General features: G+C 36.3%; 12 protein-coding genes. 8 read left to right on the forward strand and 4 right to left on the reverse strand.

Annotated features, from left to right (window positions below; all coding sequences use genetic code 11):
* From BLQ66_RS01935 to BLQ66_RS01950, 4 genes are all read left to right on the forward strand, one after another.
* The gene (locus BLQ66_RS01935; protein WP_074520679.1) at positions 1-2,919 is read left to right on the forward strand and encodes a pPIWI_RE_Z domain-containing protein; all 2,919 of its coding nucleotides are present in this window, start codon (positions 1-3) and stop codon (positions 2,917-2,919) included.
* Entirely contained in the window at positions 2,912-5,518 is a 2,607-nt protein-coding gene (locus BLQ66_RS01940) for a pPIWI_RE module domain-containing protein (protein ID WP_074520680.1), read from the forward strand. The genes BLQ66_RS01935 and BLQ66_RS01940 overlap by 8 nt, the downstream gene beginning before the upstream one ends.
* 112 nt (positions 5,519-5,630) lie before the next feature.
* Positions 5,631-6,095 (forward strand): GNAT family N-acetyltransferase, encoded by a 465-nt coding sequence (locus BLQ66_RS01945; RefSeq protein ID WP_074520681.1) that lies wholly within the window; start codon positions 5,631-5,633, stop codon positions 6,093-6,095.
* A gap of 131 nt (positions 6,096-6,226) precedes the next feature.
* Positions 6,227-6,700, forward strand: a complete 474-nt coding sequence (locus BLQ66_RS01950; protein ID WP_074520682.1) for a hypothetical protein — start codon at positions 6,227-6,229, stop codon at positions 6,698-6,700.
* Positions 6,701-7,475: 775 nt separating this feature from the next.
* On the opposite strand, the gene panD is transcribed toward BLQ66_RS01950, so the two are convergent.
* From panD to BLQ66_RS01975, 4 genes are all read right to left on the reverse strand, one after another.
* Positions 7,476-7,859: an aspartate 1-decarboxylase gene (gene panD / locus BLQ66_RS01960; RefSeq protein WP_074520684.1), complete on the reverse strand. Its 384-nt coding sequence runs from the start codon at positions 7,857-7,859 to the stop codon at positions 7,476-7,478.
* A 101-nt stretch (positions 7,860-7,960) separates the two neighbouring features.
* Positions 7,961-8,800 (reverse strand): pantoate--beta-alanine ligase, encoded by an 840-nt coding sequence (panC, locus tag BLQ66_RS01965; protein ID WP_074520685.1) that lies wholly within the window; start codon positions 8,798-8,800, stop codon positions 7,961-7,963.
* A 4-nt stretch (positions 8,801-8,804) separates the two neighbouring features.
* Positions 8,805-9,638, reverse strand: a complete 834-nt coding sequence (gene panB / locus BLQ66_RS01970) for a 3-methyl-2-oxobutanoate hydroxymethyltransferase (protein ID WP_074520686.1) — start codon at positions 9,636-9,638, stop codon at positions 8,805-8,807.
* A gap of 19 nt (positions 9,639-9,657) precedes the next feature.
* The gene (locus BLQ66_RS01975; RefSeq protein ID WP_074520687.1) at positions 9,658-10,524 is read right to left on the reverse strand and encodes a Rossmann-like and DUF2520 domain-containing protein; all 867 of its coding nucleotides are present in this window, start codon (positions 10,522-10,524) and stop codon (positions 9,658-9,660) included.
* A 268-nt stretch (positions 10,525-10,792) separates the two neighbouring features.
* Here BLQ66_RS01975 and BLQ66_RS01980 point away from each other — a divergent pair, with 268 nt between their 5' ends.
* From BLQ66_RS01980 to BLQ66_RS01995, 4 genes are all read left to right on the forward strand, one after another.
* Positions 10,793-11,737, forward strand: a complete 945-nt coding sequence (locus BLQ66_RS01980; RefSeq protein WP_242869308.1) for a M15 family metallopeptidase — start codon at positions 10,793-10,795, stop codon at positions 11,735-11,737.
* A 136-nt stretch (positions 11,738-11,873) separates the two neighbouring features.
* Complete coding sequence (locus tag BLQ66_RS01985; RefSeq protein WP_074520688.1) at positions 11,874-16,958, forward strand: hybrid sensor histidine kinase/response regulator; 5,085 nt, start codon at positions 11,874-11,876, stop codon at positions 16,956-16,958.
* 11 nt (positions 16,959-16,969) lie between these two features.
* A complete protein-coding gene (locus tag BLQ66_RS01990; protein ID WP_074520689.1) occupies positions 16,970-17,722 on the forward strand; it encodes a response regulator in 753 nt (250 codons plus the stop codon).
* Between the two features lie 52 nt (positions 17,723-17,774).
* Positions 17,775-19,901, forward strand: coding sequence for an HD-GYP domain-containing protein (locus BLQ66_RS01995; protein WP_074520690.1), 2,127 nt, complete (start codon positions 17,775-17,777; stop codon positions 19,899-19,901).
* The last annotated feature ends 80 nt before the right edge of the window (positions 19,902-19,981 follow it).

Genomic DNA, 19,981 nt, shown 5'->3' on the forward strand with positions numbered 1-19,981 from the left:
ATGAAAAGTATATTAAACACAAAAAAGTTAATAGCTGCCTTTCCAAGTTTTGGAGATGAAAAAACTACAAAGAAAGAGGCGAATGATTTCTTAAGATTTGAGATGTCCTTAATGATAGCAAAAAAGATATATCCTGAGGTTGAAGCATCAGAAGCTTATAAATTATTTACCGCTTATGAAGTTATAGGAAATAAATTAGTTAATTACGATAAATATTTACTTCAGCAAGCAAGACTTTGTCTTTCCGCAAGTAAATCGAAAAAATATTGGCAAGAAAAATTATCAGAGTATGAAAAAGAAAAGTATTCTAAAATACGTCTTTTTGACATTAAAGATGATAAGATAATTAAAAAAGATTTGACCGGCATTATATATGCTGATAGAGAAAAGGATTATCTTGATTACATTTTAACTTATAAAAAAACTAGTTTTGTTGCTACTGCTAAAAGTAAAAAAAGAGAAGCTATTAAATTATCCCTAAAGGAGCTTGAAAAAAACGCTGAGGAAATGGGTGAAAAAATTTGGGATGACTATTTTATAAAGGTTTTAAGGGATAATAAAATATTAGATAATAAATCTCATGAGGTAAATTATATCAATATAAATGAACTAGTTAATATTGTTGGTATGGTTGGTGCTGGTAAGTCTACGCTTTTAAAAATTATTGTTTATACACTTAATAAGATGGATAAGAAAATTGTGATTGTTACAGATACAGTGCCTAGTGTCATTAAGCTTTACGAAGAGTTTAAGAATCTAGGGTGTGATGTAAGTCCTTTGATTGGCAAAAGTAATCGTTTGGGGCATTTGGATAAGTTAGTAGGAAAACGTGCGCAATTTTTGAACGATGATTTAGCAGCTTATTTAACTGGAGACTGTATTATTGATGCAAATGATTCTTCTAGTGAAAATGCTGTGTCTTATGGAAATGAGCCTTGTAACCGCCTATTTAAAAAAAGAGGTGAAAATAATTTATGCCCGCATTATGATATATGTCCAACAACTCTTATGGAAAGAGAAGTCTTAACAAGAAATATCGTTATAACTACAGAGGCAGGTTTATCAATGACTAGGATAATGGAATATAACGACCTGTATTTAAAATATGTAGTTGAAAATGTTGACCTAGTATTCTTTGATGAAAGTGACAGAACTCAAAAAAGCTTAGATAATATATTTATTCCTGAGACTTCTTTTGATGCTTATATTACAAGTGTAAAGGATAAAATGTATTGGGCTTGGTCTAATTTATCAGAATTGACATATAACGAATATTTAAATATAGAAACTAATCTAAATTCACTAACAACTAATTTTAGAGCCTATATTACAGATGTAGTTAGAAATTATTGTAATAGCGCACATCTAAAAAGTTTACAAAGAAGCGTGTCAGCTTTTATTTTACTAGAAGAATTACACGAAAAAGGTAACGAAAAAATAACTGATAAAAGTTATAAGGAAATGCGTAAATTAATATATTACAATCAATCTGTAACAAGTGAATTATTTTCTATAATGAATTTAGTTAATTCTTATAACAACAGAAGGGTATTTTATGAAAGATTAGAAGCTTGGATAAGTATAAATGAACCAATGGCCAGTAATCTGACTAAAAAGACTATTGCCTTAATAATAGTATTAATTGCTTTCGATAATTATATGCGTGAAATAAGCTATATGTATTATGATATGGAAGATAAATCTCAGATGGATTCTGAGTTAGTAGCATTCTTTAAAAATAGAATGTTACGTCAACAAGGTTATTTACCATCCTCACCTTTAGGAAATTTATTTGGTATAACTCAAAAGGATAATGGAGATATAATTCTTTATCGTCAGTATGCATATGGTAGGGCATTGATGACAGAATTGCCATATCTTCGTGTAAATGAAGAGGGGGAATATACAGGACCTCATGTAGTTTTACTTTCTGGTTCAAGCTATGCAAAGGGTTCTTATTCATACCATGTAAATGTAGATGTTTCTTATATTATTGAGGCTAGCCATGAAATTCGTGAATACATTTCTAAAGCAGAGTTTACTGAACTAGGAATTTCAGATAGAATTTCTGGTAGCGCCCTAGATGAAAGAATTACAAAGTTACAGGAGCTAACCAAAAAAATATATGATGTTATCTTAGATGAAGCTAAAAAAGAAGGAAAAGTTTTGCTAGTTGTTAATAGTTATGAGCAAGCAAAAAAATTAGCAATATATTTGCAAGAACTATTAGATAAGGACAAGCAGGATATTGGCGTTGCGGCCTTAGTTTCAAATAGTGACACAAGCGATAATATAGAATTTAATTCTATTAAACGTGATGAGGTTTCTAGCTTTAGTAGTGCAGAAGAAAAGATTTTGATAGCACCAACACTTGCTATAGAGAGAGGCCATAATATTGTGGATGAAAATGGACATGCAGCCATATCTTCAGTGTTTTTCATGATTAGACCAATGCCGGTTCCTGGCAGCATAGAAGATAAGGCGGCAAAAGTTAACGGTTATATTTCAGAACTTGCTTATGAAAATGTATATTCAAACATTTTTGAAAAAAATACTGCTATAAGATACGAGGCAACTAAGTTCTGGGCAATACTTAACGATTCTGAAAAAATGAGACTAGATAATATTACAGATATAAGAATTAAAAAAGATATTGTAGCAACTATATTTATTTTAATTGTACAGATTTTTGGCCGTATGTGTAGAATTACAGATACTTCTAAACCTGCACCAAGAGTTTATTTTGTAGATGGTGCTTTTAGAAAAAGAGAAGATAGAAAAGAAGGTTTTGATCTTCTTAATGAGATTTATGATTATCTAGAAGATATGATAAATGATCCAGAAAATGGTGCTGTTGCTAAAACTTTATATGGACCATTTTTTGAAAGTTATAAGAAAGGAATAAAAAGAAGTGAGTAAAGATTTAAAGATAATGGGATATCTTCCAAAAAAAGATACAACTTGTAAGCTTTATGCAATAGGTTTTCCTAAGGCTTGGAAGGATATTTTAATAAAAGCAGAAAAATTAGAAAAACCTTATTGGAATCCGACATATTCTTTGCCAACTTATGCCTTAAAGAATTCTTTAGAGACGTGGCTTGAGGGGGCTGTTTCTCTTTCTCCTTTAAAAATAAGTTCTGATGATAGTAAATGGTTACTTTCTTGCGAAAGGGAGATGGATTTAGAACAATTATCGGAACATTTATGTATATGGCTTACGATTAATTACTTAGACCCTAATGGAAAGTATAAGAATCCTCAGGTAAAAAAATTAATAGAAGAGCTTATAGACGAAATTGAAAAAAATGGATATGAAACATTAAAAACTCTTAAATCCGTTGAAGAAGTAAGACTCTTTGATGATAAAGGAATTCCTCTTGAAAACTACACTTTTCAAGCTTTTTCAATACTTATTAATAATGCATTGATGGGAAAAAGCATTGTAATAAATAATAATAAATTAAAGTTGTATTATGCTGGTAGAAATCATTTCATAACAGAAGTGATTGAAGAAAAAGGACATTTATTCTCCTATGGCGTTACTTTTTCTCTACAAACAATTCCACCTAAAAGGGAAGCAATTCTTTTATGTGATTGTTCTATACATAGATGGATTTCTGAAAGAAGTGTTAATAATGAAGGCACGAGAAGAAATCCATGGCTTAATAAGGAAAAACATAATGTCCATATTTTTCAAAAAAATTGCAGGCTTTATAAGCTTCCACTTTATCAAACCTATAAAAAAGGAAATGAATATTATTGGTTAGATACAGAATTAAATTACTATAATATTTATTGTGGCGAAAGCATTCCAAAGGCGCATGAATTTATAGCAGATTTAGAAACTTATGCGAAAGCTGATAATCCAATGTTACTTTCATATAAAGTTGGAATGAGTAGTAACGGTTTTAAGGAAAATAAGATTGGATCAGGACTTTCAGTATCTGATAAAAAGGATATTTATGATGGAGTTTTAGCCCATATAAAAGATTTGGTTACAGAACTTGATGATATAGATAGTATTAAATCAAATAAAAATGCTAGAGCAAAACTTAAATTAGATAATATTAATTTTAATAAGGTGTTAGAAGACGAGGATAAAGAGTATTTTGCTGATAGGCTTTTTGAATGCCTAAAAGAACCTAAGCTAAATATAGAAGTATATGCACAAGACCATAATAAAGCCTGTGCAGAAAAAATTATAGAAAAGCTACAAAGCATTTTAAAAGATAGTGAGCAAATCAAGTTTAATATTAATTATTGTCCATTAGGCATAATGGGAGATCGATTAGATTCGGATAAGGTTTCTGGAAGTCTTAAACGAATAAATGAGATAGATAAGTTGCTTCCTTATGCTGACGAGCTAACTGTAGCCTTTATTTGTTTAGAAGGAGCTGATGTCTTTAAAAAGGATGGCGGAGATCCAAAGAATGCTATTAGAATAGGCTTTGCCTTAAAACATCGACCTACACAGTTTATTGTTCCGTGGGAAAGGGAAGTTGAAGAAAAAGATAGTCAGTTGGAAAATAGTCAGTTAGAAAATAGAATTAATAGTACTATTACAAGTGCTTTTGAGGATATGCTTCGCCAGCTCGGTTATTTGCGTGGCTTTGATGAAAAGCTAATTTTAAATGATGATGCCTTAATAAATAATTCTACAATTATGGCTATGCATCTATTTACTCAAGTTAATGTGGCCTATGGCAAGGCTCGCTATTTACCGCTGTGTGTGGAGATGGATTATAAGGATGGTCAGATTTATGTGGAATGTGATGCATTTTCAAAACCAAGAGTTCTTTATAGAGAGGCTTATTATGAGCTGGCTAAGTTAAGTATGGATAAGGATTTTGAGAAAAAATGTAACGATGCTGCAAAGTCCTTTTTTAAGCATAAAATTCTTGGCTGGAAGCGAATCTATAAAGAGGATAAATCACTGCTTTTACTTCTAGAAGCTGACGGAAACACAAGATCTTTATGGAGTGGAATTACAGACGGAAATATTTGCAAGTATGACTATGAAAAGGCATATTGCCCTAAAGAATTCGATGTTGGGGATAAGGACAATTCTTACAAGGTGGATTTAAATGATACCAATATAAGAATTCTTAGAATTAGGGATAATGCGGAAGTTCCAGATTATTACAATAATACTTTAGCAGATCCGGAGAATAATAAATTTTCATCAATAAGTGGTTTATTTAAATATCAGGATGTCTATTGGGCAATTGCAGCTAGACCTAATAATAGTGATTATAAGAAAACCTATACACAATCAAAGATATCTAATCCATTTAATAGGTTTGCGACAAGAAATATAATAGAGATTTATCCTATGCAGTTGCAAAAAAACGACAATCCAAATGAGTGGGTACATCTTACTAATTCCTTAAGAATAGGCGCTATTCAGTTTGATGAAGCTTTATCTAAACCACTTCCAAATCATTTGGCAAGCAAGCTAGAAGAGTATTTACCAGAATTTGGGACTGCGGAAGCTAGGAAATATAACTTTAAGAATTAGAATAGAATAATCGCTATTACTATTGTGATAGTTACTATCATTAGTAATTCCAGCCCTTGTTCTTTCTTCTGTATTTTGTTACCCTAGATTAGTATCTACAAAAGGAGGAAGTATTATGATAAGAAGAGCTTTAAAAGAGGATATTCCAACAATTCTAGATTTACTTTTACAGGTAAATTTAGTTCATCACGAAGGAAGACCGGATATTTTTAACGTAGGCACTAAGTATACTAAAGAGCAGTTAGAGGAATTAATAAAGGAAGATTTAAATCCTATTTTTGTTGCAGAGGAAGATGGACAGGTTTTAGGCTATGCTTTCTGTCAGACACAGCAACACATAGGAGATAACATTTTAACAGATATAAAGTCTCTTTACATCGACGATTTATGCGTAGATGAGAAGGCTAGAGGAAAGCACCTAGGAACAAAACTTCTTGATTATGTTAAGAGTTTTGCCAAGGAAAATGGATACTACAACGTAACTTTAAATGTTTGGGCTTGCAATGAAAGCGCTATGAAGTTCTACGAGAAGAGTGGATTTGAGAGCTTAAAGCTTGGTATGGAAATGAAGATGTAGAATATAGATGTTGATAAGTAAAAGGAGTTAAAAAGTGTAATTAGCAGTATATTTTGCAATATGTAATTAAAGTGGTATAATAAGTTGCTTTTTATATGATTAAAAAATAAAAATTAGGAGGCATAATTATTATGAGAAGTGCAACAACTATTAGACTTTTGGGAAACATAGTAATGTTTGTTTCAATTGCAGTGGCAGTTATTTTAGGAATTTTATTTTTAAATTCTGATAATGATTTACTTGAAATTTTTGCAATCCCAGTAATTATTGTACTTGTGATTGTAGCATTTGTACAAAAAACTATGTTAGATGGATTTGCAGATATTATTGATAACACATATGCAATCGCATGTAAGCTTAATGACATACCAGTAAATTCCGCAAAAGATATGGCAACTAATACTGTTACTTTTAGACAGCCAGTTAGCAATGCAAATGGTCAGGGAATGAATAATCAGCCATATCAATTTAACCCTAATGAAATGAACAATCAGGCATATCAGTATAATGCTAATAATGGAATGAACAATCAGTCATACCAAGCTAATTCAGCAAATACAAACAACAATGTAAATAATACATATGATCCTAACAACATGATGTAATAAATCTAGTTGTTGATAAGTAAAAGGAGTTGCCATCTGGCAACTCCTTTTTGGGTTAACGGGCCTATTATAGGACTGTTACGGGTCTATAATAGGGTTATATTTCCTAATCACTGCAGTTAAATTCTTTCTTTTTGCTAATTACCGGTAATAAAAAAATCCCGTTTTTTGTAACCTACAGGTAATAGCCAAGAAATCTTATTTTGATGGTAAGAGGCTAACTAAATTAATTTAATATCGTACAGGTAAAGTGTTAAAAACCCCTTTTTGCTTGTAAGCACCGATTTTGTAACCTCGCCCCTGATTAAGCAAGTTACAAGTAATTCCCAGAAATTTATCATCTACCGGTATTGTAAGTTTTAAGGCAATTAGGAGATTACCGGCAAAAGCAAAGAAATCAAATATTACCTGCAACTTGTTGCAAACATTTAACTAGCTTCATACGGGTAATAATAAGAATTCTTCTGTGTGCCCGTATCAACTGTTGAATATCCGGATTTTTTCCCAAATCCTGTAATTTCACATACCATCAAAACATGAGAAATCTCAACTTACCCGCAAAAACCCAGAATTCCAGTACGAAACCAAGGCCCAAAGGGCACCAAAGTCCCGGGAAATCTCAACTTACCCGCAAAATCCCAGAATTCCAGCATGAAACCAAGGCTCAAAGGGCGCCAAAGTTCCGGGCTATATAAAAACCATGCCCCAAAAGGCGCCAAAGCCCCGGGAAACCACCCCCCGGAAAACCACACCCCCGGCAACCCGGCAACCCCTTCTATCCCAACTCCCCATGCTTCTCATAATTAGTCACACGAGTAGCCTTATTCTTCTCATCCACAAATACTACCTTTGGCTTATGTTCCTTAGCTTCCTTGTCGCTATAGCTTGCATAACACATAATTATTACGTTATCGCCAACCTGTACCTGTCTTGCAGCTGCACCGTTAAGGCAGATCATACCTGAACCTGGCTCGCCAGCAATAGTGTAAGTTTCAAATCTGTTTCCGTTTTGTACGTCTACGATTTGTACCATTTCATATTCTAAGATTCCAGCAGCTTCAAGAAGTTCGCTATCAATAGTGATACTTCCAACGTAGTTTAATTCTGCCTGTGTTACCACAGCGCGGTGAATCTTTCCCTTAAGCATTGTTAAATTCATAAATTACTCCTTAATATATCCGATTAAATTAAATAACAGCTTGCCGCCAATCGACTAAGCCATAAAAGTCGTTCACGTTCATGGCGGCAAGCCACTTTTTTCTATGCAAAGAAATTATCAATTAATCTTGTCTTACCAATATAAACTGCAACTGCACAAAGGATTTCTCCTGTGATTTGCTTTACAGGCTGAAGTTCGTTTGTTTCAACGATTTCAACGTAGTCAATCTTTGCAAGAGGTTCAGTTTCAATAATCTTTGTAACTTCTTCTTTAATCTTATCTGCATCATGAACACCAGATAAAAGAAGAGACTTACCAGTTGTAAGAGCCTTATTAATAATAAGAGCAGCCTTTCTCTCATCAAAGCTTAAGTATGTATTTCTTGAGCTCTTTGCAAGGCCGTCATTTTCACGAATAATAGGGCAACCAACGATTTCAATGTTAAAGTTTAAGTCACGAACCATGCGCTTTACGATGCATAACTGCTGTGCATCCTTCTGACCAAAGTAAGCTCTATCAGCTTCTGCAATGTTGAAAAGCTTAGAAACTACTGTACAAACACCATTAAAGTGAATTGGACGAGTCTTACCGCAAAGTCCCTTAGATAAAACGTCTACTCCAACATGAGTATGGAAGCCATCAAGATACATTTCTTCAGGACTTGGATTAAAGATTAAGTCAACGCCTAAATCTCTACATAACTGGCAATCAGCCTCAAAATCTCTAGGATAGCTCTCTAAATCTTCCCCTACACCAAACTGAATAGGATTAACAAAATCACTAACGATAACGATGTCGTTTTCTTCTCTAGCTCTCTTAATAAGGCTAGCATGTCCTTCGTGTAGGAAGCCCATTGTTGGAACTAAGCCAATGCTTAAGCCCTCCTTCTTCCAAGGCTTAACAAATCTCTTTACTTCTTCAACTGTCTTTGTAATCTTCATTTCCCTAATTTTCCTCGATTTCCTTTAAAATTTCTTCGTCTATTGCAAATGTATGCTCCTCGCTAGGATATACCCCAGCCTTTACTTCCTCGTCATATTTTACAAAGGCATCCTTCATTTCCTCTCCGATATTTGCGAAGTGTTTTACAAACTTAGGCTTAAGGCCATCAAACATGTTTAACATATCCTGGTAAACTAAAACCTGTCCGTCGCAGCCAGCACCAGCACCGATTCCTATTGTAGGAATGTGAAGCTTCTTAGATACGATGCTTGCTAGCTTTGCAGGTACGCACTCAAGTACAACCATGAAAGCACCAGCCTTTTCTACTGCAAGAGCATCCTCGATTAACTGTTTAGCCTGATTAAGATTTTTTCCCTGAACCTTAAAACCGCCAAAGCTGTTAATAGACTGAGGTGTTAAACCGATGTGGGCACAAACTGGGATGTCGGCCTTTGTAATAGCCTCGATTTGCTCACAAACCTTAGCACCGCCTTCAAGCTTAACGGCCTGTGCGTGACCTTCCTTAACCAAGCGACCAGCATTGTAAACTGCGTCATAAATGGAAGTCTGGTAAGATAGGAAAGGCATGTCTGCTATTAAAAATGTGTTCTCTAATCCGCGAGATACTGCTCTTGTATGATGAATCATGTCCTCCATAGTTACTGAAAGTGTGTCCTTGTAACCAAGTATTGTCATGCCGAGGGAATCACCTATTAAAATGCAATCAATGCCGGCCTTTTCCATAAGACAAGCTGTTGTGTAGTCGTAGCATGTAAGCATGCTAATCTTTCTTCCCTCTTGCTTAGCCTTTGCTAGGCTTGTAACTGTTCTTTTCATGTTTAGCTCCTTTATCTAGTTAGTCCTCCAAAAGCGTATTTATTTCTGAATAGTCTCTGTCTGGATACTTCTTGTTGGCAATTAAGACCAACTGGCGAGACAGGGCCTTGTAGGCCTCTAAGTAATTGTCTTTACCCTTAAGACAATCAAGGTGGGAGGCAATAGTTTTGCTATCGTTTCTTTCTATCGGGCCAGTTAATGCATTTTCACAGCCCTTATTAATTATGTTAGAAAGATTACTCTCTAAAATGTTTGATAAGGCTAAGTTAGCACTCTTACTTGAAAAGCCACAATCAAGTAAAAGATTAGTTGCCATGTTCACAAGGCCTATCATTAAATTAGAGGCAAACACTGCACTAGTGTGGTATTTAACCTTGTCCTTAGAATCGATGAACTCGTAGTTGTTATTGCAAGACTTAATAAGCTCCTCGATTTGTCTCTTTTTTTCAAGAATCTCAGTATCTGTGAGACTAGTTTCAATTGTAAAAAACGCTTTGGATAAATCCTGGTAAGACGTGTATTTATCTGATATTGCCAGGAATGGATGAACCGAAAAAGTAAAGGCACCCTTGTCCTTTAGTTCCGATAAGATTGTGTGATTAAAAGCTCCACTACAGTGACAAAAGATTTTCCCTAAAACCTCGTACTGGGAAATTTCTTTTGAAAGGGCGGCTAGCGCACTATCTGGCACTGTAAGGAAAATAATATCGCTTTCACTTACAAGATCTTTAATGTTACTAAATTGCTTAGAGTCAGTAAACTCCGCTGCTTTTAATGATGAAGCTAAGTTTTGGCTATAGTAGCCGGATAAAAAATGCTGGTTAAGTTTGAAATATTTTCCGAGAGAAAAACCAACTTTACCAGCACCAATAAAACCTATATTCATATAATCACCGCCTTTCGTACCCTTGCCTAATAAGCAAAACATCCTGTCATGCATAGGATCAAAATAAAGTGATATTTACTTAAAATCATATTAAAAGTTATCGGTACAGCTTCTTTCGAATACCATCCAATAGCTGACTATAGCACGAGAGTTGGGGAGAGTCAATTATTGTTTAGAATTTTAAGCAATATGTAGAATTCTCTAAATGTATGCTATACTAATAGAATAAATACAAAAGTAAATTTCAGAAAGAGGGGACAACTTAATTATGAATATCTTAAAAAGTAAGAGAAATCTAATTATCAGCACAGTTATAGTTCTTTTAGTTATAGTTTCCGGCATAGGAATATTTTTATATAAGGAAAATATAGTCACTAAATCTCAAGATAAACAGTCCCAGTTAAAATCCGAACTCGTCTACAAAGAAGAGACTCAAATGCTTGAGTTAGAAGAACTTTCAAAGGAAGTAAAGGAAGTTAAAAAAGATGAGACCATACGTTTAGCAAAGGAAGAACTAGCAGCAAAGAAAGCAGAAGCCCTGCGATTAGCAGAAGAGGCTAAAAAAGCAGAAGAAGAGAAAGCTGCCAAAGAAGCAGAGGAAGAAAGAAAAGCTTCCTCAAATCAAACAGCCAGCTCTACAGAGCAAACAGACAACACAAGCTCAGGCCCTTCAAACACAGATTACGTGCTAGTTACAGACTACATTCCAGATATCCTAGTGGAATTAAAATACGCAACTACAGACAACTTCACAGGTCAGGTAATTTACGATTTTACTGATGCTTACTTAAGATATGGCACCGTAAAGAAATTAGCAGTGGCCCAGGAAAAGTTTAAGGCCATGGGCTATAAGATAAAGATTTGGGATGCCTATAGACCTTTCTATGCTCAAGAAAAATTATGGGAAGTGGTACCAGATTCTAGATATGTAGCAAATCCAGCCAATGGTATGAAAGCCCATAACCTTGGGGGCAGTATTGATATTACTCTCGTCACCTTTGATGGCACAGAATTAACCATGCCAACGGCCTTTGATGATTTCTCCGCTAAAGCAGATAGAGATTATTCTGATGTTTCTGCTGAAGCTGCAGCCAATGCGCAACTTATGGAAGATGTAATGGAATCCTGCGGCTTTACAGGCTATTTTGGGGAATGGTGGGATTTTTCAGATACTAATATAAATTCCTTCCCAGCAGTAGATTTTCAACCATAAAATTAAAATAGAAAAACTATTACGAGAAAAGGAACCGAGTTAATCGGTTCCTTTTTTGCTATATACTAAAAGATGAAATAATATACAAATTATGTTATAATATTTGTAACTGTAACGTGACCAAAGTGAGGAATAAATGAATAACTACAAATTTCATTTCAACAAGTACAGCGCCTCTATGATTTTCATAGGTTTTGTGCTTAATTGCATGGGTAGAATTATCGCTAGCAATATGAATTTGCCCTTCTATATGGATGCCTACGGAACTTATCTTGTAAGCTTAACTCTAGGACCGATAGCTGGCGCGATTTCAGGCGTGGCGATGAATTTAGTATTTGCCCTAAGCATTCCAACTGACGCCCTTTATTCAATCGTCAGCATCGGAAGTGCTTTTTGCGTGGGGAAAATGTTATATGGCAGGGAGAAAACCAACTATTTCTTTGCGGTTATCGTAACCGGCCTAGCTGCAAGCTTCGTAACAATCCTCTTTTCAACTCCAATAAATGTAATATTAAAGGACGGCATGACAGGTAATATCTGGGGTGACGCCCTTGTTGAGATGCTCTCCTTTAGTATCAATGTAAAAGTTATCTGCTGCATTTGTGGAGAGGCAATGGTAAACGTACCGGACAAATTCCTAACTCTAATGCTTATGGTTACAGCAGTTGAGGCCTTTAGAAAAGAAGGCATCTTTCTTAATTTAGGTCAGGATGAGGAATTCCTTTTGGAAAATGCAAAGCGAAAGGAAGCTTATCGCAGAAAATATGAGTTAAAGAGATATGAAAGAGCACAAAGAAAGAAAAAGAAGAGATTGTCAGCAATTCTAATTTTTATCCTTGCCGGCAGCGCAGCTCTCTCTAGTCTTGCAAGCGCCGATTCAAGTGTGTCTGGCGCCTTGGCAAATTCCGACAGCGCCATAAATACTCTTACAATTGATAGCGCCCTTGATTCATCTAGCACTAGTAACTTAAATACAGACTTTAACATTAGCTACACAGGTGTTATCTATGGTCTTGAGAATGGCTTAAATACTTCACAGATTAACGATATCGTCCAGACTAGTGATGGCTACATTTATGTGGGAACCTATGCTGGACTTTATAGATATGACGGTGTGGAATTTGAATTTATGGACATAGATACAAAAATTTCAAACGTTAAGAAGCTTATGGTAGATAGGCTTGATAGACTTTGGATTGCCACTAACGATAGCGGCGTGATTTGCTATAACTACGAGACCGGGGATAAGTACTATTTTTCTACAGAAGAGGGACTTTGCTCAGACTCCATAAGGGATATATGCGATGACGGGAATGGTAACATTTTCATAAGCACTGCTTCTTATATCAGTAAAATCAGTCTCATGGCTTATAAATCCAATCTTGCAAATTATGTGGTAGACCAGTTTGAGATTACAAATTACGACGCTTTGTCAGAGATTAGCTACACCGATAGCATCTGCGCCTATGGAGAAGAGCAGATTTGTGGCGTTAATAAGGACGGTCAGGTTTTTGCCCTAGATCATGGAAATATAGTGACCATCTATTCTCCAACAGGCAAGGACTACAGCTATACCTCAATCGAGTACTCTACTGATGAGGATTGCTTCTACATTGGAACAAGCTCTAACCTAATCGAGAAGGCAAAGCTTGAGAATGGAAATTTCATTTGCTATGAAAGCATTGATATTGGAGATATTTCAAATATTAATTACATAAATTACAGTAGCAACTTTGAGGGTTGCTTTATTAGTGCGGAAAATGGACTCGCCTACCTTTCAACTTCTAATGAGCTAGAAAATCTTACAAGGTCGGATTTTAACGCCTCCATTAGAAACATGCTTGTAGACGTGCAGGGAAATGTTTGGTTTACTTCCTCAATGCATGGAGTTTTAAAGCTTTCCCTTAATCCTTTTGTAAATGCAATCTCTACGAAAAACACCGACGTAGGCTCAGTAAACTCAGTGATTGCAGATGGGGAATATCTCTACCTTGCCACAGATTCTGGAATACTTACGGTGGATAGTAAGGGCGAAATTGTGGAAAACGAAGCCTTTAAAATCTTTGAGGGTATACGAGTGCGTAACATTTTCAAAGACAGTAATAAAAATCTCTGGATTAGTAATAACGGCTCCGATGGCCTAGTTTTAATTAAGGCGGATGGCAGCGTGAGAACTTACAATTCAAGTAATTCAGAGATTCTTGGGGAGCACTTTAGATTCTGTATGGAGTTAACAGATGGCAGGATTTTAGCGGCTTCTGATTTAGGTGTGAATTTTATTGAAAATTATGAGGTTACCACTACTCTTGGAAAAAAGGATGGCATTGAGGTAACCAAGATTTTGTCTGCCCTAGAGGAGACCATTGGGGATGAGGTGACAGGGGAGCCGGAGTCTAGGATTTACATTGGTACTGATGGCGCAGGAGTTTACGAGATTCGTAACGACCATATTGTGAACCATTTTTCAAAGGAGGAAGGGCTAGAATCCCAGATCGTCCTTAAAATAGTCAACTGTTCTGAAGGTCGCCTATATGTTGCAAGTAATGATATTTACTATCACAGCGATGCCGGGGAGATTACTCGACTAGACAATTTTCCATATACCAACAATTATGACGTTTATATTGATAGTAACCATATGGCCTATGTTAGCGCTAGTACGGGCATGTATGTTTTAGAGGAGAAGGATTTGCTTGCCAATGAAGAAAGCTATGGCTTCACCTTACTAGATTACAAGCGCGGCCTAGACACAAGCTTGGTGGCAAATTCCTTTAACTATCATAAAAATAGCAAGCTCTATATTTGTTGCAGTGACGGGGTGCGAATCCTTGATTTAGACAGTTATGGCGATATGGATACACATTTTTCCATAACTATTAGCGAGTTTACTCAAGGAAATGAGGCTATTAAGCTTACCAACGGCCTTTACAACATCCCTGCTGGCAGGGGACAGATTTCTATCACCCCTTGTATCCTAAATTACACCGTGTCAGACCCCTTAGTTTATATTGAGCTTGAGGGAATTGATGAGGAAGGCGTTTATTACAGGCAGTCCGGCCTTGAAACTCTAAATTATGACAGGCTTCCTTACGGTCTTCACAAGCTTCGCATCAGGGTTTTAAGCGACTCCCTTTCCACTAGCTACAAGGAGTCAGTTTTCCTTTTATATAAAAATGCGAAAATGTATGAACACCTTTACTTCAGAATTTACCTTGCCGCAGTCGTTATTTTACTAGTGGCAATTCTAGTTTGGATTATTGCAAAGATGGGCAACATGGCGGTTATTAATAGGCAGTATAACGAAATTCGAGAGGCTAAGGAGGAGGCAGAAAATGCTAACAAAACCAAGTCCCGTTTCCTTGCCCAGATGTCTCACGAAATCAGAACCCCTATTAATGCCATTCTTGGCATGGATGAGATGATTTTAAGAGAAAGTAACGAGGCGGATATTAGAGGCTATGCAAACGACATTTACTCAGCTAGTAACACCCTCCTATCCCTAATTAATGACATCTTAGATTCTTCAAAACTAGATTCTGGAAAAATGGAAATCGCCCCAATAGAGTACGAGCTTGCGGGACTCCTTCACGAATTAGTAAATATGATTTCTTGGAAGGCCCAAGCTAAGGACTTAAACTTCATAGTTCAGGCAAATCCAGATCTTCCAAAGGTTTTACTTGGAGACGATGTGCGAATCCGTCAGGTTATAACAAACATTTTATCCAATGCCGTAAAATACACGGACGCAGGCAGCATCTGGCTTCGAGTGGATGGCACCAGCCTTGGAGACAAGGTCATGCTCCACGTAGAAGTTGAGGACACGGGTATTGGTATTAAAGAAGAAAATATATCTAAGCTTTTTGATGAGTTTGAGCGTTTTGATATTGGCAGAAACCGAAGCGTAGAGGGCACTGGCCTTGGCATGAATATCACTATTAAGTTACTAGACCTTATGGGCTCAAAGCTTGAGGTTTCAAGTATTTATGGTAAGGGTTCAAAGTTCTCCTTTGACTTAGCGCAGCCAATCATCAATCACGACCCAATGGGGGATATTAGGACTACTACAAATGTGGACAAGAAGGCAAATAAAGAAAAGCTTTTTGTGGCACCTAATGCCAAGCTTTTAGTGGTGGATGATAACGCCATGAATAGAAAGGTATTTAAAAGTCTTCTTAAGCGTAGCCAGATTCAAATTAGCGAGGCCGCTAGTGGCGAAGAATCCATAACCATGGCAAAGTCAGAAACTTTTGACATTATCTTTATGGATCACATGATGCCAGGAATGGATGGCCTTGAGGCAATGCTTGAAATACGAAAGCTTCCAAACGGTAAGGAAACACCAATCTTTGCCCTTACTGCCAATGCCATGGCAGGAGCAAAAGAAGAATATATGCAAAAAGGTTTTGATGGCTTCCTATCAAAGCCAATAAATATAGACAAGCTTATGAAAGCTCTGATAGATAAAATACCTGAATCAAAATTATACTATTTATCTGACGAAGAGGCGGAAAAGATATACTCTGGAGCCGCAGGCACCGCAGCAACCGACCCTTCCGGAGCCGCAGCAACCGGTCCTGCAGCCGCCCAAGCCCCAGACTTCCTAGAAGAGCTTCCAGCTGTAGAGGGACTTGACTGGGATTATGCCTATATGCACCTTCCAGAAAAGGAGATGCTAGAGGAATCCCTTGAATCCTTTGCAGAATTAATAAATGTGCAGGCCCAAAAGCTTAATGAATTCTACGACGAGCTCATGAGCGCCGACAACACGGCCAGCGCTGAAGCCACCAAGAACTACCGCATCCAAGTCCATGCCATGAAGAGTGCTGCTGCCATCATCGGCATTGTGCCTCTTGCAGGTATGGCCAAGATCTTAGAGTTTGCGGCAAAAGACGGAAAGATTGCCATCATAGAGGGAATGCATAACATTTTCATAAATGAATGGCTGTCTTACAGCGACAAGCTATCGGCCTTTGCAAAACCTGTGGAGGCAGGAGAGAAGGAAGCCGGAGATAAGCAGATGCTTGAAACCATGTTAAACATGCTAAATCAGGCCATGGAAAGCCTTGATATAGATACTGCAGATGAAATTATGCTAAAAGTTAAAGACTATAGTTTTGGAGAGGAAATTGATGCTTTAATGCCAGAATTAAATACGGCCGTTAAAGATCTAGACGAGACTAAAGTACAAGAAATCGCCGAAAAAATGAGAGAATTCTTGTAGAAAGGACATTTATGAAGAAAATTATACTAATCTCAAAATCAAATAATGAATCTAAAGAAATAAACGACTACCTACAAAAATACTTTAGAATTCAGCTTTGCCTAGATAATTTTTCCAGCGTGGAGTCCATGCTAAAGCTCTTTGAGCCAGATTTCGTACTATGCATGTTACTAGACATGACAAAAGATGACATATCAAAGCTAGGGATTATTCCAAAGAATTATCCGGGTTTACCGCTAATGACAGTAGGGTCTTCAGAGGAAATTAAAAGCTATGAGAATATCAATAAAAGCATGTCAAACTACAGATTTGAAAGAAGTATAAATGCAGAGCTGATCTTTAAAAGTGTTTGTAGCATTTTAAAAATCAAACCAGAAAGTCTACAGGCAGAAGGAGAAGTGGAAAAAAAGGACATTCTAATTGTAGATGACGATGCCATGACCCTTCGCTCCATTAAGAAAATGCTAGACGAATACTATAATGTTTCTCTAGCCAATTCAGGTATGAAAGCCATGGCAGCCATTGGTCAAAACAAGCCAGATTTAATTTTACTAGATTATGAAATGCCGGTTTGTGATGGCAGACAAACTCTTGAAATGATTAAGGCAGATAACGACATGAAGGATATTCCTGTAGTGTTTTTAACAGGGGTTAATGATAGGGAACACATTGAGGCAGTACTTAAGCTCTTACCAAGCGGATATTTACTAAAGCCTGTAAGTCAGGCAAAGCTAGTGGCAACTATAAAGCAAGTAATCGGCTAAAATTTAGGCTAAGAAATCAAACAAATGGGCTAGAAAAGATTAGGAGAAAACTATGTTAAAAAGGCATAAGAAATCAAAATATTGGGAACAAGTAAAGATACCAATTGTAGTAGTGGTTGTGGGACTTTTCATGAATATCGGTGGAAAGCTTGTGGCACTAAAACTTGGACTTCCTGTGTATTTAGATACATCAGGAACTATTCTTAGCGCCCTTTTATGCGGTTATCTCCCAAGTATTGTAGTGGCCATGCTAACAAACATATTCGGCATGCTAATTAGCTCAAATTCTATGTTTTATGACCCTATTAACATAATGATTGCCTTAAGCACTGTGGCTATTACTAGGTCTGGTATGAAAAGAAGTATTAAAAGTCATACACTTCTAGTTTTAATCTATACCTTCTTTGGAGGAATTCTTGGGGGTCTTATTAGCATTGCCCTTGGAAATACCGGCTATAGTAATTACAATGCTTTTATTGTTAATTATTTCCTTGATAAGGGAATGCCTTTTAGTACAGGTTGGTATATTGCAAATTTATTCTTTGAGCTTATAGATAAGACTCTTGCTTTCTGCTTTGCCCTAGTGCTCTTTAACCTGGTTCCAAGGGAACTTTACTATAAATTTGATCTATCCTTATGGTTTCAGGAGCCTATGTCTTTAGAGGAGATTATTGCCTATGAAAGGCAGAAGCGTTTTAAGTTTAATATAAGACATAAAATTGTGACGGTAATTATTATTTTCTCTAGTTTTATAGCCTTTATTTCTATCATGATTTACATGACTTTATTTAGAAATTACATGATTGATACAAGGACAGATATGGCAGTTAATGCTAGTCGTGTGGCGGCGGAGATGATAGATGGAGACACAGTAGAGAACTATTTAGAGAGCATGACAAAGGATGAGGAATATTATGAGACAGAGCAGCGCCTTCTAACCCTTTTAGAAAATACAAGCTCCTGCAGATTCATCTATGCCTATAAATTTAAGTCCGACGGCTGCCATGTTATATTTGACTTAGATGAAAATACTAAAACCACACAAGCCCTAGGCTCTGTTGTTACCTTTGATACAGTCTTCCTGCCCTACATCGATGACTTCCTTAATGGGGATGAGACTGTGCCAGTGCTTGCAAAGACTCAGTACGGCTATCTTATTACCTCTTATAGTCCAGTTTATGATTCTAATGGAAAATGTGTCTGCTACGTGGCAGTAGACATAAAAGTCGATGAGATGGTTAATCATTTACTTGTATTTTTTGGAAAATATCTAAGCATCTTCTTTGGTGCCTTAGTTTTATTTATAAGCTTTGGAATTTGGATTTCAAAGTATGGCCTTGTCTACCCACTAGATTCTATGACTGTAACACTAGATAAGTTTCAGTATAAGGATGAGTATGATAGACAGCAAAATGTAGACATTTTCAAAAAGATAAATATTAGAACAGGAGATGAAATTCAGGGTCTTTATGAAAATATTTTATCTCTTACAGAGGAAAATGCTAAATATTCCATGGAGAATAGACAGAAGATGGAAAACATCGAACTGGCCAAAGAAAATATGGCAATTCTTGTTTCAAAGATTCTAGAATATAGAAATTATGACGGTATTGAAAGGGTTGAGACAAGAAAGCGCTACGTTGAAGTTACTCTTAATAAGATGCTTGAACTAGGCTACTATAAGGACATTTTAACAAAGAGTCTAATAACCGATATTGTAATTTGTGCGCCTTTCTATGATATAGGTAAAATCGGAATTTCAGAGGACATTCTATCAAGAGAAGGAAGCCTAAATGAGGAGGAGCAGGAGATTTTAAATAATCACACAGTTATAGGTTACAAGCTTATGTCTGAGATTATGGAAAATATGCCAGATGCCGCCTTCCTTGCCGAAGCCAAAAACCTTGCTTTATATCACCATGAAAACTGGGATGGCAGCGGTTATCCAAAAGGCCTTAAGGGAGAGGAAATCCCTCTTGCAGGAAGAGTTATGGCAGTTGCCATTGAATACGATAAGTTAATAATTGGCCATGAAGGGGAAGAACTAGACCTTCACAGAGCTTTCTTTTATATAAATAGTCAGTCCGCTAAGCTCTTTGACCCATTGGTAGTTGACGCATTTGTAAAGTCTAGGAATGAAATTATTGAAATTGCCAAGGACAGTATTGATAAATTATAGTTAATAACTATTAATAATATATAGTTATTGTTCCCTAGATATGCTAGAATGAGGAAGGATTAAAAAAATGGGGACAAGGA

It is taken from the genome of Lachnospira pectinoschiza, assembly GCF_900103815.1.
In the GTDB taxonomy this organism is placed as follows: Bacteria; Bacillota; Clostridia; order Lachnospirales; family Lachnospiraceae; genus Lachnospira; species Lachnospira pectinoschiza_B.

What these genes read in the sequence shown, in the direction of transcription:
- BLQ66_RS01935 (WP_074520679.1), top strand. Translation starts at nt 1, where the DNA reads ATGAAAAGTATATTAAACACAAAAAAGTTAATAGCTGCCTTTCCAAGT.
- BLQ66_RS01950 (WP_074520682.1), top strand. Translation starts at nt 6,227, where the DNA reads ATGAGAAGTGCAACAACTATTAGACTTTTGGGAAACATAGTAATGTTT.
- panB (WP_074520686.1), bottom strand. Translation starts at nt 9,638, where the DNA reads ATGAAAAGAACAGTTACAAGCCTAGCAAAGGCTAAGCAAGAGGGAAGA.
- BLQ66_RS01990 (WP_074520689.1), top strand. Translation starts at nt 16,970, where the DNA reads ATGAAGAAAATTATACTAATCTCAAAATCAAATAATGAATCTAAAGAA.
- BLQ66_RS01980 (WP_242869308.1), top strand. Translation starts at nt 10,793, where the DNA reads ATGAATATCTTAAAAAGTAAGAGAAATCTAATTATCAGCACAGTTATA.
- BLQ66_RS01995 (WP_074520690.1), top strand. Translation starts at nt 17,775, where the DNA reads ATGTTAAAAAGGCATAAGAAATCAAAATATTGGGAACAAGTAAAGATA.
- BLQ66_RS01975 (WP_074520687.1), bottom strand. Translation starts at nt 10,524, where the DNA reads ATGAATATAGGTTTTATTGGTGCTGGTAAAGTTGGTTTTTCTCTCGGA.
- panC (WP_074520685.1), bottom strand. Translation starts at nt 8,800, where the DNA reads ATGAAGATTACAAAGACAGTTGAAGAAGTAAAGAGATTTGTTAAGCCT.
- BLQ66_RS01985 (WP_074520688.1), top strand. Translation starts at nt 11,874, where the DNA reads ATGAATAACTACAAATTTCATTTCAACAAGTACAGCGCCTCTATGATT.
- panD (WP_074520684.1), bottom strand. Translation starts at nt 7,859, where the DNA reads ATGAATTTAACAATGCTTAAGGGAAAGATTCACCGCGCTGTGGTAACA.